Below are 14,972 nucleotides of genomic sequence, written 5' to 3'. Positions count from 1 at the left end.
AAAAATAAAACAATGTCATTATATAGGAATTGTGGTGATTATATGAATAGTATTAATTTACATCAAAATATAGAAGAAATATTGAAAGCTCTAGGAAATCAAAGTCAAGTAATAGTAAGAAGTTTTTATTTAGGAAGAGGTAAACCTGTTAATGCTGCAGTAATATATTTAGATGGATTAGTTAAGAAAGATAGCATAGAGAATAATATACTTAGACCATTAATGATTGATGTAAATGAAAGACTGGAGCGACCAGATATTTGTGATTATTTAATTAAAAGATATATCCTTATAAGCAATAGTTGGATTGAAAGTAATCTTGGCAATATTATAAATATGATAAAGAGGGGTAAAACCGCTGTAATAATAGATGGAATAGCAGAGAGTATTTTACTGGACACTTCTGGCGGAACGTCACGTAATATTACTGAACCTGAAAATGAAACTGTAATAAGAGGAAATAGGGAAGGATTTATTGAGGATTTAGAAACCAATATATTATTGCTAAAAAGATTGTTGAAGGATACGAATCTCGTTGTAGAAAACTTCATAGTTGGGAGACGATCTCAAACTGATATTGCTGTGTTGTATATAAGCGACATTGTAGATATGGATATTGTAAACAATTTAAGAAAAAAAATAAATAGCATAGATGTTGACATAATTATGGCAACAGGCACATTAAATCAATATATTGAAGATTATACTTTCTTCTTATTTCCCCAATCTAGGGGAACAGAAAAGCCTGATATTGTGATAGATAATCTGGTAGAAGGGAAAATAGCTATAATTGTGTCAGGAACTCCACATGTCATATTAGTTCCTTGTAATTTCCTAGAGTTTTTTCAAACAGTAGAAGATTATAATGAGAGAACAATTTTAGCCAATTTTACAAGGATATTAAGGTTTCTAGCGGTTTTCATAGTGATAACAGCACCTTCCATATACTTAACTTTGATAAAATTTAATGCAGAACTTATTCCAATTAAGTTTATCACACCAATAATACAATCTAGAATAGGTATCGCATTAACCCCTTTTTTGGAGATATTGTGTATGGAGATAATAGTAGAGTTTTTAAGAGAGGGAGGACTAAGACTACCTTCTAAAATTGGTCAGACCTTAAGTGTTGTAGGTGGTATTATAATTGGTGATACAGCAGTGGAATCTAAGATCGTTAGTCCAACTACATTGTTTATCATAGGAATAACAGTAGTAGCTGCTTTTTTAATACCAAATTATGATATGTCTCTATCTATTAGAGTACTTAGGTTTCCAATGCTTATACTTGCAAACTTTCTTGGAATTTTTGGTATAGGAATTGGATGGTATTTTATTATTACTAGCTTATGTTCGACTGATAGTTTTGGGGTGCCTTACCTATCTTTTAAGAAAAATGATATTAAGGATACATTATTAAGAGCTCCATTGTGGATGATGAATAAAAGACCAGAATCAGTACCAAATGGGGATTCGATAAGGCAGACAGATTTTAGAAAGAAATGGGATGTCCCAAGGAGAAACAAAAATGAACAAAGTGGAGAATAATCTTTTAACCAACAACCAATTTTCCAAGATTATGATTTTTAGCTGTATAACTATATCGATATTAAGCCTTCCTAATGATGTTGTCATCACGGCAAAACAGGATGGATGGATATCTGTACTTTTAGGAGTAGTATATCCTTTTTATATAGTTACTGGAGCTTTGTATATAGCGCGTAATTATCCTAATGAGAATATTTTAATTTTAAATAAAAAATTTTTTGGAAAGCCCTTTGGAAATATTCTTAATATAGTACAATTATTTATTTATGTAGTTTATGTAGTTTCAGAAGTATCAGGTATAAGCAACTTCTTGAGAGTATACATTATTGATTTTCTATCAAGTTTTCGTGTTATGTTTCTATATATTGTTATAGCTGCTTTGTGTTCTTATAAAGGATTAAAAGCCATTGGAAGAATAAGTGAAATTGTATTTTATAATATAATCTTATCGATATCCATTGGAATAATTGCATTAGTAAAAGGTAGTATTCTAAATGTAATGCCTGTATTTGGAAGCGGATTCGTAAATATTGTAAAAGGTGTAAAGGGTGGAATTTATGCATATCTAGGTATTGAAATTGTTTTGCTACTGTATCCGTACATTAATGATAAAAATAAACTTAAAACTGCTTGTATACGATCGGCTACGCTAATATGCCTAAGCTATACTTGGGTAACATTTGCAACAATATTTTATCTGGGTCATACGTTTATACCTAAAGCTATATGGTCTTCTTTATATATTATTGAAAGCTTGAGGCTTCCAATAATAAATAACTTTAGATTTATTTTGATGTTTTTATGGATATTTGTATCACTTACAGCTGTTACTGTAAATTATTATGCTTGTGAATTAATCATAAAAGATTTATTAAAAAAACTCAAGAGAAATGTATTTTATTTTTTATCAGTGCCAATAATGCTTTATATTTCTATGTTATTAAGTGAAGAAATAGAAAGAAGGGAGATTATATACCCACTAGCTAGTATTATATGTATATTTAATGTTTTATACGTACTGCTAATGGTTTCAATAGTTTATTTTAAGAAGGAAAAAGCCTATGAATAAGATAATTATTTTTTGTTCAATTCTAATGTTTATTTTATTTACAACTATTGGAGGTGAACCACAAAGAGAGGCGGCTGAAGATTTAAGTATACCAGCTGGTGTTGGGATTGATATAGAAAAAAAGGGATTCGATAATATATCCTATAAAATTTCTATAAGTTCGTATGTCTTTGAAGAAGAAAAAACAATAAGTAGAGTAACTACTGGCAGCAAAGAATCTATTGGACAAAGCAGACAAAACAGGCAGTTGGAAATAGATAAAAGATTTCTTATTGGTCTTGAAAAGACAGATATAATAAGTGAGGAATATGCAACAGAGGGGATAAGAAACTTATTAGATATACTTTTCAATAATCCTGATGCTAATGATACTGCTTTGGTTGCCGTGTGCAGGGGAGATGCAAAAACTATACTGGAATATCCCATTGCTGGATATCCTAGTTCTGCAGATTACATAGAAGGTATGATTAAAAATTCTAAAGCGTTTAATTTTTTTACTAATAACTATAAAATAATTGACATTTTTGTACGCCTTGATTCTGAAGGGCGAAGTTTTACTGTTCCATATCTTGTTCTGACAAACGAGGGACTTAAAATAGAAGGTCTGGCCTTGTTTAAGAGCGATAAAATGATAGGGAAAGTTGGAATCCATGATGCCAAGGTATTAAATATGTTAAGTGATGGCAGTGGAAAAGGTGTAATAACGGTAAAGAAAAATTCAAAGGAGTATGTTGATTATTATGCAGAGTGTAAAAGGAAAGTAAAGTGTGAAAGAGAAAATGGGAAATATAATTTTAATATTAGTTTGAAGCTAAAAGGGGAAATTATCGCAAATGAACTAAATAGAAAGGTATTTGAAAATGAAGAGGAGAAAAGCAAACTTGAAAAAGAAATAGAGAGACAGATTGAAGAAAGATGTAATAAATTCTTAAAATTAATGCAGGAAGAGTATAGGGTAGATTTTCTAGAATTAGGGAGAATAGCAGCGGCTAAGTATGGAAGAGATACAGGAACTGATTGGAATGAAGAAGTAGCAAATTCAAATATAAAGGTAGAGGTTAAAGCAAAAATTGAAAGACAAGGGAGAGGGGATTATTAGTGAATAGAGAACAAAATAACTTCCTTGTACCTTCAGAAGCAATGTATATTTTAGTTGGCACCATGGTTGGTATTGGAATTTTTAGTTTATCTAACACCCTGGTAAAAAGTGTCCATGAGGATGCTTGGATAAGTGCAGCTTTAGGAGGCATATATCCACTATATGTAGGCAGCATAGGGATATATATGATAAAAAGGCATCCATCGGAGAATATTTTGGACTTAAGCAAGAGGTATATGGGGAAGGTAATAGGAACATTACTTAATATACTTTTTCTAGTTTTTTTTATCTTGAATACATGTTTTGTAATATCAGAGTTTAGTATTATATATCAAGTATATGCTACAGCATTTTTAACTCCTTTAAGGATTATAAGTATAACAACTTTGATGTCGGCAGTTACTGCCTATAGGGGATTAAAAGTAGTAGGCAGGGTAAATACTGTAGCTTTTTATGTAACTATGATTTTGTTGCTAGAAACATTTGCAGCATTAAGGAAAGGAAGCTACTTGAACTTAATGCCTGTATTTGATGCAGGTGTTATAAATATAGTAAAGAGCTCAAAAGATGCGGTATTTTCATACGCGGGATTAGAAATATTATTTATTATATATCCATATGTAAAAAATAACTCAAGGATGAGCAAAGAAATAACAAAGGCCACAAGTATAGCAGTACTAATCTATACCTTAACTACAGCAGTAACAATATACTACTTAAGTGCAGATATTGTAGAGAAGTCATATTGGCCATTGATAACTGCAAGTGAAAGTTTAAGGCTAACTGTTATTAATAATTTCAGAATTATCTTTGCGTTTTTTTGGATTTTTGTAGCTTTGAAAAGTTCAACAAATTATTATTTTGCTTCTGCATTTATATGCGGAAATATATTTAAGAAAGTAAAAAGAAAAAATATAATAGGTGTTTTATATTTAATAATTGTACCAATTACTTTAGTAATTGGAGAATCTACAGTTAGGAATAAAGTAATAGGAATGATAATAGGTAAAATAACTATATTTAACTTAATTTATATAACAGTAGTAGCATTTTTTATATTTATAAAGAAGGGTGTTAAAGATGAAACTAGCTAGAATTAAAAAAATATCTCATATTTTATTAATTATTAGTTTAGTGAGCTTATTTATAGTAATATCAGAAGTTGAGCCAGCTGAACAGATGGATGTTGAGGTTGCATTAGGTGCTGATCTTGAAAGGACAGTTGACAATGATTATACATATATAATTACAAGAAGCACATATGTGTTTGAAGAAAAAGGGCGTTCAAGCAAAACTATAACTTCAAAGGGAGATACTATTGCAGCGGCAAGGGAAAGCAGACAGCAACTTGCAGATAAGATGGCAATCTCAGGTCTAGAAAAAATTTACATGTTGAATGAAAACTATGCAATGCACGGTATTGCCTCCAGTGTTGATATAATTTTTAAAAATCCACACGTTAATAATACAGGTATATTTGTAATTTGCAGAAATAGTAGTAAAGACATACTTCAATACAGTATACCAGGATATGCAAGCTCAGCAGACTTTATTGAGGGGATGATCATAAATCAGAGAGGGACAAATTTTTTTCCGGACGAGTTTGATGCAGTGAATACTTTTGTTAAGATGGACTCTGAGGGAAGAAGTGTTGTACTTCCTTATATTGAGCTCACAGAGGAAGGAATTGTGATTACTGGTGAAGCCTTATTTAGTGGAGATAAAATGTTAGCAAAAGCGGATATGAAAGACTCGAGAATATTGAACATGCTTAAATATAATAAGGTCAGAGGAATAATTACAATCCAAGAAAATTCAAAGGAATACATAGATCTTTCTGCTAAAACAAAGAAGAAAGTTAGATGCTTTAAGGAAGGTGATAAATATAATTTTATTATAGATTTAAATCTAAAAGGGGAAGTTGTTTCTAATACATTATATACTAATCTGCTAGAAGGCTCTAATTCTAGAAAAGAGTTTGAGAATGCTATGAAAAAGCAAGTAGAAAAACAGTGTAATGAATTTATAGATAAAATGAAGAATCAACTTAAGGTAGATTGTCTTGACCTTGGAAGAGTAGCAGCAGCTAAATATGGAAGAAGGATGGGGAATGACTGGAATAAAATAGTTTTGGAATCAAATATACAGGTCAATGTAATGGTAGAAGTTGATAAATACGGGAGAGGAGATTTTTGATAAATCGGATTTGAAAATTAAAAAGGTTTAAAGTTTTAATTTTTTATGACGATTATGTAAAATATAACTCGAATAAGGAAGAAAATTGTAGAAAAAATGCAACTTAAGAATTACTTAAGAAATAATTTATTTTAATATAATATTTTTATGATAGACTTGTCTTACTAAATTTGAAGATAAGTTTTTTATGCTGGGGGGCAAGCGACAATGAATAAACTTGGAGTGAAGATTCTAAAAGTAATAGGGGCAATATCGATTAGTTCTATGATTATATTAATAATTTTGAATACAGTTATTTTTAAAATGGAATTTTCTAAGTTACAAGATGATGCTAAAAACTCTGTTAGTGAAGCAGCTAAAGTTATTAATGGAGATAAACTTGATAAGGTGATCAATGGTAAAACGATGGACGCTCCTGAATATAAAGAAATTCAGGACGCATTGATAAGGTTTAAGAATGATGAGGATATAAAATATGTGTATACTATGGCTAAAGGAGAAGATAATAATGCATATTTTGTGGTGGATGGCTCTCTAGTTAATCCAAGTAAACTTGGAGAGAAATATGATCTAGTAGAAGAAATACAGAGTGCCCTTAATGGACAAACCGTTCATACTGAAAAGCCCATTGCGGATGCATATGGAGTGTTTGTGCAAGCCTATGCACCAATAAAAAATTCAGATGGTAAAATAATTGCTGTTGTTGGTGCTGATAAAGATGTATCTACATTTATAAATATTAGGACAAGACTTTTAATATCCATAATAGTAGCATCAATAGTTATTATAATTTTATCTATATTAACTAGTATCTTATTTTCTAAAAAAATAACTTCAAACACTGAAAAGATTAGGTATGCATTAAATAAGATATCAGAAGGTGATTTAACAATTGGCTTAAGCATAAAAAGCAAGGATGAATTTGAAGGAATTGCTGAGTCCATAAATGACTTAAGATGTAAGTTTAGAAACTCTATGATTATTGTTAAGGATACGTCAAACAGTGTAGTAGAACATTCGGAGAAATTATCTGCTGTGGCGGAAGAGATGACATCAGCATCTGAAGATGTTGCTAACTCTGTGCAAGAAGTAGCTAACAATGCAGTTCACCAGGCAGAAGAGTTTGAGGGTATAAGTATCACATTAAATGGCTTCAGTTATAAAATACATGAGGTAACAGAAGCAGTTGATGAAGTTAATAATAAAATAGATTTAATTAATTCAAAAGCTAAGCTAAGTAATCAGGGGCTTGAAGTTTTGCAAGGTGCATTAGAGGAAATTGTTTTATCCTTTAATAATGTAAGCGAAAAAATAAAAGGTTTTAGTAAGCAATTATTACAAATAAACGAAATTACAAATTTAATAAATATTATTGCAGATCAAACTAATCTTATTGCTTTAAATGCCTCTATAGAGGCAGCTCGCGCAGGAGAGTTTGGGAGAGGGTTTACAGTAGTGGCAGAGGAAATTAGAAAGTTAGCAGAACAATCTAAAGAATCATCTGCAAATATTAATAGTTTAATAAAAAGTGTATCTAGAGAAAGTGAAGTAGTGACTGATATTTCTGAGAGCATGAATAATAGATTAAATGAAGAAATGAATATTATTACTAAATCACTAGATTCATTTAAAGATATAATGATTAATATAGAAAATGTTTTTCCTCAAATCAGAATAATTGCTAGTAATATTAGCACTATAGATGAAGAAAAAGCAAGAATAGTAAGCCATATTGAGGGAGCTATTCAAAAGTCAGGAGACATTTCAGCGGCTACACAAGAAATTTCAGCATCTGCTGAAGAATCAAGTGCTTCTTCACAAGAGGTGGCATTATCATCAGAAAGTTTAAATATTAAAGCACAGGATATGATTAACTCAATAAACCAATTTAAGATTTAAGTATTAAATGCCTTAAAGTTAAATTTAAGAATGAATAAACCATTAAGCACTCAATGTTTAATGGTTTATTTATAATTATTACAATTCGCACTCAATAATGAAATTTAAATTTACTTTAAGGTTTGTATGTTATAATTGGCCTACAGTTCAAAAATAAGAGGTGTAATGGATTTATGAAATTACTTTTAGTTGAAGACGAGAAACAATTATCAGAAGCTTTAACTCAAATTTTAAAGAAAGATAAATATTTAGTTGATGCAGTTTTTAATGGAGAAGATGGGCTTGATTATGCTCTGACAGATATTTATGATGTAATAATTTTAGATATAATGATTCCGAAGCTAAATGGATTAGAAGTATTAAAAAAAATAAGAGAGGAAAATATATATACACCTGTGATCTTACTCACTGCTAAAGGGCAAGTGGCTGATAAGGTAAGGGGATTGGATCTTGGCGCAGATGATTATCTTCCAAAGCCTTTTGAACCAGAGGAACTTTTAGCAAGGCTTAGAGCATTGTGTAGAAGAAAGGGAGAAATTATAAATGATGATGTGTTAAGTTTTTTAGATTTCTCTCTTAATTTATCTACCTATATATTAGAAAGTAAAAGTGGTAATGTAAGGCTTGCCCTTAAAGAAATAGAAATACTTAAATATTTCTTGCTAAGGCCCCAAAGAGTTGTCAATAAGGAAGAACTTATAACTAAAGTATGGGGGTTTGAATCTGAAGTAGAAAACAATAATATTGAAGTTTATATATCTTTTATACGTAAGAAATTAAACTATGTAGGATCAAAGGCTAAAATTTCTACGATTAGAGGGGTAGGATATAAGTTGGAGGAATAAATATGTTTAAAGAGTTAAAACACAAGTTTGTGATTATAAATATGTCTCTTCTTTCCTTCGTTTTTGTGGCTATTTTTACTGTGATTTATGTATTAACAGCAGTAAGTGGGGAGCGTCAAATAAATTTCACCCTTAGAAAAGTCATAAATGAACCTCCGAAGAGATCTCCAGGGGATCCTAGAATGACAACTAGCTTAGTTGTGGATATGGATGATAGAGGGAATATAGTTAAGTCCTTTTCTTTTGTGACTATGGAAGAAGAAAGTATCAAAGAAGCAGTTTCTAAGGCAATGCAATCAAGCAAAATGTCTGCAAAAATCAAGGTAGGAGACTTTAATTATTCTTTTCTTAAGGGAGAAGGCCCATTTGGTAAAAAGATAGTTTTTGTTGATAGAAGTCCTCAACAAGAGAACCTAAAAAGTATCCTGATTATATTTATTATTACAGGTGGAGCAAGTCTTATTTTATTGTATTTAATTAGTCTACACTTAGCTAATAGCACTATTAAACCAATAAAGGAAGCTTTTGAAAAACAGCAGCAATTTATTGAGGATGCATCACATGAGCTTAAGACACCACTTACAATAATAAAAACTAATTTATCTGTAATTTCAGCAAACGAAGATATGGATGTAAAATCTCAAGCAAAGTGGCTTGGTTTTATACACTCCCAAACAGAGAGGATGTCAAATCTGATAAATGATATGCTATCTCTGGCTAAAATAGATTCATTGGAGCAGCCTTTGTATATTGCAAACTTTGATTTCAGTAAAGTCTTAGATGGTGTTCTACTATCCTTTGAAGCATTTATATTTGAAAGCGATATAGAACTTAAAACAGAGATAAAAGAAGATATATACTTAAATGGAAATAAGGAAGATATTCAGCGATTAGTAACTATTTTAATGGATAATGCAGTGAAAAATACCCCTAAAAATGGGATCATTTCTGTATATCTAAATTATGAAAAAAATAATATACAACTTACAATAAGAAATACTGGGTCAGGTATTCCATCTGAAAGTATTGATAAAATATTTGAAAGGTTCTATCGTGCAGATTCTTCACGTGCTAGAGAAAGTGGTGGTTATGGTTTAGGACTTGCAATTGCTAAATCAATTGTAGAAAGATACCATGGAAAAATATATGCACGAAGCAATGCTAATGTTGATGCATCTTTTATTGTTGAATTGCCAAACTAAAGTTTCAACCTTTAACCAAATCTATAAATAGATGTAACAAAAATGTGTCATTGCTTCCATATAATAAATACATCAAAGAAAACAACTACTAAAAACCGAAAGGGGTATAAAAAGATGAGAAGTAAAAAATTAATGGTAAAAGTAATGACAGGATTGATTGCAGCAGGGCTAACTTTATCAGCAGGAATATCCGCTTCAGCTAAAAGTGACGATGCAGCAGCAAGTAATGGAAAGCTTACTATAACTCAAGGTAAAGTAGGCAATAAAAGAGCTATTTCTAGCGAAAATATAAAGACACAGCTTGAAAGTCTTGTTGAATCAGGAACAATTACTAAAGAACAATCAGATAAGATTACTGAATTTATAAATGCACAGAAAGAAGAAAGAAAAGCTGAGATGGAAAAGGTTAAAAATATGACTGTGGAAGAACGTAAGGCATATTTTGAAAGTCAAAAGGATACAAAAAAAACTGATATCTTCAAAACATTAGTAGATAATGGAGTTATTAGTCAGGATCAGGCTGATAAGATAAAAGCTTCATTCCCACAAGAAAAGGATTCGGGAAAAAGATTTGGTTATAAAATAAAAGTCAACTCTGAAGGCTTAAAAACAACTTTAGATGCCCTAGTAGGATCAGGTGGAATAACACAGGCCAAAGAAGATAAGATAATTAGCTTTATGAATGAAAAAAGCGAAACAATGAAAGCTGAAATGGAAAAGGTTAAAAATATGACTGAAGATGAGCGAAAGGCATATTTTGAAAGTAAAAAGGATACGGAAAGAATTGATATATTCAAGGAACTAGTGGATAATGGAACACTTACACAGACAGAGGTAGATGCAATTAAAGCTGCTATGCCTAAGATGGAAAGAGTGAAAGATAAAAAAGAAAAAATAGCTACGGATACAAACACAACTGGAAATCAGTCTGGAAATTAGAATATAAATGCTAGTACTTAATGAATAGTTTGAATCCCCCTTCAAATTATATATAGATAAGCGTGGAAGACTCATGAATTTATTTCATGGGTCTTTTTTATGAAAAGTACGAAGTTAGTACAAGTGATGATAATTGTTATAATGCTGTAACAAAGTTAATGTATAATAAAGTATAGAAAAATATAGAAATTCAAAAAATAAGGACGATAATATATATGCTTTTATTGGAGGGATAAATTTTGTCAGCAAAGAAAATATTAATTGTAGATGATGAAATGCTTATAAGAAAGTTAGTAAAGGATTTTTTAAAAAAAGAAGGATATGCAACGCTTGAAGCAGGAGATGGAAAGCGAGCACTTGAAATGATTTTAGAAAATGAAGATATAAGTCTTGTGATTTTAGATGTAATGATGCCTGGATATGATGGCTGGACAGTATGTAGAGAGGTTAGAAAGGTGTCAAAGGTGCCCATTATTATGCTTACAGCAAGAAGCGAAGAATTTGATGAACTTTATGGGTTTGAGCTTGGGGTAGATGAATATGTTACTAAGCCATTTAGCCCTAATATTTTAGTTGCAAGGGTAAATGCGGTTTTAAGAAGAAGTGAAGGGAATAAAGATAGCGTAAAATCTTTTGATGGACTAATCGTTGATGAAGAAGCTAGAACCGTATTTATTGAAGGAAGTCAGGTAGATTTAAGTCCAAAGGAATATGAAATGCTATTATATCTTGTTGAAAATATGGGAAAGGCTCTTAGTAGGGAGCAAATATTAAATCAAGTATGGGGATATGATTATTTTGGTGGTTTGAGGACTGTAGATACGCATATTAATCGATTGAGAATTAAGCTTTTGGGAAAGGAGAATTACGTTCAAACAGTACGAGGATTTGGGTATAAGTTCGAGGTGAAAAAATGAAAAAGTCTATAAGATATAAGCTGTTTATTGCAACTAATGTATTGGTTATATTTTTTGTTCTGTTTTTTTGGTTGCTCAATACACAATTTCTTGAAGAATATTATATGTCAGAAAAGAAAGATAAACTTATAAAAAATAGCAATAAAATAAATGAAATATATACAGGAAATCCAGGAGATATTGCCTTAGATTTAGAGATGTTTGAAAATTCTACAGGGGCTAATATATTAATTGTTAATAATAAAGGAAAGCCTAAGTATAGTACCTTTGCTAGGATAATAAATGAAAATAGATTTGTTCAAGGGGAGTTTCGTAAGGAAATCGGGAAGGGTATACCAGATAAAAATCAAGAAGTTTATCCAAATGGTCTAGAAGACTCTTCTAAAAGGCAGCAAACTTATTTCCAGATTCAAAAAGATATTGAGCTGAAAATTGATTTTTTGACTATGATAACTGTATTAAAAACAGGGGATTTTTTGATTGTTAGAACTTCAATGCCAGCTATTGCTGAAAATGCATCCATTGCTAATCGTTTTATGATGTTTACAGGAATTATAGTAATTATTTTAGGAAGTATTTGGTCGTATTTATTTGCTAGAAAATTTACAAGTCCAATCTTAGAACTTAATAAAATTACTGAAAACATGGCGAAATTGAATTTTTCTGAAATAAGTAATATAAAAAGTGAAGATGAAATAGGAGAACTTAGTAAGAATATAAATTTTTTATCTCATAAATTAGATAATACTATATCAGAGTTGAATGAAAAAAACCAGAATTTGATGGAAGATATAGAAAGGGAAAGAAAAATAGATGAAATGAGAAAAGAATTTGTATCTAATGTATCACATGAATTAAAAACTCCTATTGCGCTAATTCAGGGATATGCAGAAGGGTTAAAGAGCAATGTAATAGAGGATGAAGAAAGCAAAGAGTTTTATTGCGATGTAATTATGAATGAATCAGCTAGAATGAATCAACTAGTAAAGGATCTTTTAAATTTATCACAAATTGAGTCAGGATATTATGAAATAGAGAAAAATGTATTTGATATTTCATCTATGATTACTTCAGTACTTAATAAATTTACAACTGTTTTTGATCAAAAGGAAGTCAATTTACAAGTATTAAAGAGAGAAAATATATTGGTTTATGCAGATATGGTAAGGATAGAACAGGTAATTATAAATTATATTAATAATGCAGTAAATCATGTAGATGATAAAAAAATTATTTCAGTTGAAGTAAAATCCATGGAAGATAAGATAAGGGTGTTTGTATATAATTCAGGTAAACACATTCCGCAAGAGTCATTAGATAAAATTTGGACTAGTTTTTACAAGGTAGATAAGGCTAGAACTAGAAGTTATGGTGGATCGGGCCTTGGGCTTTCTATTGTTAAGGGAATTCAAGAACTACATCAAAACGATTATGGAGTAATAAATGAAGAAGGCGGGGTTATGTTTTGGTTTGATGTAGAAAAAGCCAAAGAAGATAAATTGATTTAAAGGGGAAACAAATATGAAATTTTTACAGAATATTAAATTAGCTCAAAAAATTAGTATACTTTCAGTTAGCTTCTTAACTTTTCTTGTGATTATAGGATTTAATTCAATTTAAATGCAGCTCTAGAGGCTGCTCGTGCAGGTGAAGTAGGAAGAGGATTTTAATGTAGCAGCAGATGAAATTAATAAAGCAGCTAGTGAAATTTCAATACTTATAAGAGAAACTCAGGTTAAAACAGAATCTGCAGTTGGGTCCGTTGATCAAGTTAAGGAGAAGGTAGCTGTTGGAGTTATAAAGGCCTCAGAAGTTGGAGAAAGCATACAAAATATAATTCACAATATAGAGGGATATAGTAAATGAAATGGAACAAATTGATACTGCAAATGAAGAACAGTTGGAAAGTAACAAGGAGATAGAAAGAGCTATAACAAACATTGGAATTTCTTCAAATGAAATTGCAAAGGGCACTGGAAACATGAGTGCAAGTATAGAAGAACAATTAAGCACCATGTCTGAAATAGAAAAGACTATGGAAGGATTATCAGATATGGCAAGAAAACTTGAGGAAATTATATCTGGCTTTATAGTATAGTAAATAATGTTCTTAAATTATGAAAAATTTAATTAAAAAAGTAGATGTGAAATTTTATAATATAATTTCACATCTACTTCTTATATTCAGCACATATTTTTATAATTATTTGAGATATCTTATTTATTAACACACTGATGTACCCAAAAGAACTTTTTTAAAGTCGTTTTCATTTGATAAATTTTTAACGACTACGTTTGAAGCAACATAATCTCTAGTTTTTGTACTGATTAAATCAGTTAAAAGACTAGCAAAGAATGTTCCAGGTATAGTTTTTGTATCCTCAAAATCAAGTATTATTTTATTCTGTAAGTTTTCAGCTATTAAACCTTTAAGTATTATTGCATCTTCATTTTTTAGTTCTGATCCTATTAAATCTCTTACTTTTACTTCTTTCATAATTAATTCCTCCCAAATTTTAAAGTGTAATATAATATATTGCCTTAAATTATCTGTTTATTCTGTTTTGTTTGTTTATTCTGTCTTGTTAGTATTATAATATCAAAAAAAATATATATTGTCAACTATTTAACAAAGTTTTCATAAAAACTTCTTAATAAATTTATTGATATTTATAAATTTAGGATAAAATAAAAATTTTAGGGAAAAGTAAGTATAATAAAAAAACATCTTTATGGGCAAATTAATAGTATATCAAATTAACATTTAATTAGAGGGAGTGAATAATTTATGGCAGATGAAGAAAGAAGAAGAGAAGATACACGTACAGGTTCAGGTGCAGGGAGTATAATAGTAAGGCTCATAGTTACTGCTATTATATTAGCTATAGCATCATTTTTAACTCCAGGATTTAGTATCATAGGATTATGGTCTTATATAATAGCAGCAGTTGTTATAACATTAATAGACTGGGGAGTAGAAAGAGCTATGGGAGTAGATGCATCACCTTTTGGAAAAGGTATAAAAGGATTTCTAATTGCAGCTGTTATAATATATATAACACAGTTTATAGTTCCTAACATGAGTGTATCTATGATAGGTGCTTTACTTGCAGCACTAGCAATTGGAATATTAGATGCAGTAATTCCTGGAAGATCAATGTAAATTTATATTAAGGCCTGGTAAATTACCAGGCTTTTTATTATTAAGAAATTAAATGAACAGGATATAACAATCTGAAAATTAAATGAAAATTTAAA

14 protein-coding genes are annotated in these 14,972 nt (G+C 30.2%); 13 read left to right on the top strand and 1 reads right to left on the bottom strand.

Translation table 11 applies throughout. From position 1 onward, the window contains the following. The first annotated feature begins 42 nt into the window (after window positions 1-42). From JOC70_RS09610 to JOC70_RS09555, 12 genes are all read left to right on the top strand, one after another. On the top strand, window positions 43-1,548 hold the full coding sequence (locus JOC70_RS09610; protein WP_204598681.1) for a spore germination protein: 1,506 nt from the start codon (window positions 43-45) through the stop codon (window positions 1,546-1,548). Next, window positions 1,529-2,617 (top strand): GerAB/ArcD/ProY family transporter, encoded by a 1,089-nt coding sequence (locus JOC70_RS09605; RefSeq protein WP_204598680.1) that lies wholly within the window; start codon window positions 1,529-1,531, stop codon window positions 2,615-2,617. The genes JOC70_RS09610 and JOC70_RS09605 overlap by 20 nt, the downstream gene beginning before the upstream one ends. After that, window positions 2,610-3,716 carry a Ger(x)C family spore germination protein gene (locus tag JOC70_RS09600; RefSeq protein ID WP_204598679.1) on the top strand — a complete coding sequence of 369 codons (1,107 nt, stop codon included), beginning with the start codon at window positions 2,610-2,612 and terminating at the stop codon, window positions 3,714-3,716. Before JOC70_RS09605 ends, JOC70_RS09600 begins: the two co-directional genes overlap by 8 nt. Further along, entirely contained in the window at window positions 3,716-4,810 is a 1,095-nt protein-coding gene (locus JOC70_RS09595; RefSeq protein WP_204598678.1) for a GerAB/ArcD/ProY family transporter, read from the top strand. Before JOC70_RS09600 ends, JOC70_RS09595 begins: the two co-directional genes overlap by 1 nt. Then, window positions 4,797-5,912, top strand: a complete 1,116-nt coding sequence (locus JOC70_RS09590; protein WP_204598677.1) for a Ger(x)C family spore germination C-terminal domain-containing protein — start codon at window positions 4,797-4,799, stop codon at window positions 5,910-5,912. The genes JOC70_RS09595 and JOC70_RS09590 overlap by 14 nt, the downstream gene beginning before the upstream one ends. 207 nt (window positions 5,913-6,119) lie before the next feature. Then, window positions 6,120-7,811 (top strand): methyl-accepting chemotaxis protein, encoded by a 1,692-nt coding sequence (locus JOC70_RS09585; RefSeq protein ID WP_204598676.1) that lies wholly within the window; start codon window positions 6,120-6,122, stop codon window positions 7,809-7,811. A 173-nt stretch (window positions 7,812-7,984) separates the two neighbouring features. Next, on the top strand, window positions 7,985-8,656 hold the full coding sequence (locus JOC70_RS09580) for a response regulator transcription factor (RefSeq protein ID WP_204598675.1): 672 nt from the start codon (window positions 7,985-7,987) through the stop codon (window positions 8,654-8,656). 2 nt (window positions 8,657-8,658) lie between these two features. Then, entirely contained in the window at window positions 8,659-9,858 is a 1,200-nt protein-coding gene (locus JOC70_RS09575) for a sensor histidine kinase (protein WP_204598674.1), read from the top strand. A 114-nt stretch (window positions 9,859-9,972) separates the two neighbouring features. Further along, window positions 9,973-10,797 (top strand): hypothetical protein, encoded by an 825-nt coding sequence (locus tag JOC70_RS09570; protein WP_204598673.1) that lies wholly within the window; start codon window positions 9,973-9,975, stop codon window positions 10,795-10,797. Between the two features lie 239 nt (window positions 10,798-11,036). Continuing rightward, the gene (locus JOC70_RS09565; protein ID WP_204598672.1) at window positions 11,037-11,714 is read left to right on the top strand and encodes a response regulator transcription factor; all 678 of its coding nucleotides are present in this window, start codon (window positions 11,037-11,039) and stop codon (window positions 11,712-11,714) included. Beyond that, window positions 11,711-13,222, top strand: a complete 1,512-nt coding sequence (locus JOC70_RS09560) for a HAMP domain-containing sensor histidine kinase (RefSeq protein WP_204598671.1) — start codon at window positions 11,711-11,713, stop codon at window positions 13,220-13,222. Before JOC70_RS09565 ends, JOC70_RS09560 begins: the two co-directional genes overlap by 4 nt. Before the next feature lie 359 nt (window positions 13,223-13,581). Further along, window positions 13,582-13,812, top strand: coding sequence for a hypothetical protein (locus JOC70_RS09555; RefSeq protein ID WP_204598670.1), 231 nt, complete (start codon window positions 13,582-13,584; stop codon window positions 13,810-13,812). Between the two features lie 126 nt (window positions 13,813-13,938). Here the strand turns inward: JOC70_RS09555 and JOC70_RS09550 are convergent, their stop codons facing one another. Then, window positions 13,939-14,211 (bottom strand): STAS-like domain-containing protein, encoded by a 273-nt coding sequence (locus JOC70_RS09550; RefSeq protein ID WP_204598669.1) that lies wholly within the window; start codon window positions 14,209-14,211, stop codon window positions 13,939-13,941. 291 nt (window positions 14,212-14,502) lie between these two features. On the opposite strand from JOC70_RS09550, the gene JOC70_RS09545 reads away from it, so the two are divergent. Further along, window positions 14,503-14,877 (top strand): phage holin family protein, encoded by a 375-nt coding sequence (locus JOC70_RS09545; RefSeq protein ID WP_204598668.1) that lies wholly within the window; start codon window positions 14,503-14,505, stop codon window positions 14,875-14,877. Window positions 14,878-14,972 lie beyond the last annotated feature (95 nt).

Source organism: Clostridium pascui (assembly GCF_016908015.1).
GTDB classification, from domain to species: Bacteria; Bacillota; Clostridia; order Clostridiales; family Clostridiaceae; genus Clostridium_AK; species Clostridium_AK pascui.
This window is presented reverse-complemented; position numbering and strand designations above follow the sequence as displayed.

What these genes read in the sequence shown, in the direction of transcription:
- JOC70_RS09610 (WP_204598681.1), top strand. Translation starts at nt 43, where the DNA reads ATGAATAGTATTAATTTACATCAAAATATAGAAGAAATATTGAAAGCT.
- JOC70_RS09605 (WP_204598680.1), top strand. Translation starts at nt 1,529, where the DNA reads ATGAACAAAGTGGAGAATAATCTTTTAACCAACAACCAATTTTCCAAG.
- JOC70_RS09600 (WP_204598679.1), top strand. Translation starts at nt 2,610, where the DNA reads ATGAATAAGATAATTATTTTTTGTTCAATTCTAATGTTTATTTTATTT.
- JOC70_RS09590 (WP_204598677.1), top strand. Translation starts at nt 4,797, where the DNA reads ATGAAACTAGCTAGAATTAAAAAAATATCTCATATTTTATTAATTATT.
- JOC70_RS09585 (WP_204598676.1), top strand. Translation starts at nt 6,120, where the DNA reads ATGAATAAACTTGGAGTGAAGATTCTAAAAGTAATAGGGGCAATATCG.
- JOC70_RS09580 (WP_204598675.1), top strand. Translation starts at nt 7,985, where the DNA reads ATGAAATTACTTTTAGTTGAAGACGAGAAACAATTATCAGAAGCTTTA.
- JOC70_RS09575 (WP_204598674.1), top strand. Translation starts at nt 8,659, where the DNA reads ATGTTTAAAGAGTTAAAACACAAGTTTGTGATTATAAATATGTCTCTT.
- JOC70_RS09570 (WP_204598673.1), top strand. Translation starts at nt 9,973, where the DNA reads ATGAGAAGTAAAAAATTAATGGTAAAAGTAATGACAGGATTGATTGCA.
- JOC70_RS09560 (WP_204598671.1), top strand. Translation starts at nt 11,711, where the DNA reads ATGAAAAAGTCTATAAGATATAAGCTGTTTATTGCAACTAATGTATTG.
- JOC70_RS09555 (WP_204598670.1), top strand. Translation starts at nt 13,582, where the DNA reads ATGGAACAAATTGATACTGCAAATGAAGAACAGTTGGAAAGTAACAAG.
- JOC70_RS09550 (WP_204598669.1), bottom strand. Translation starts at nt 14,211, where the DNA reads ATGAAAGAAGTAAAAGTAAGAGATTTAATAGGATCAGAACTAAAAAAT.
- JOC70_RS09545 (WP_204598668.1), top strand. Translation starts at nt 14,503, where the DNA reads ATGGCAGATGAAGAAAGAAGAAGAGAAGATACACGTACAGGTTCAGGT.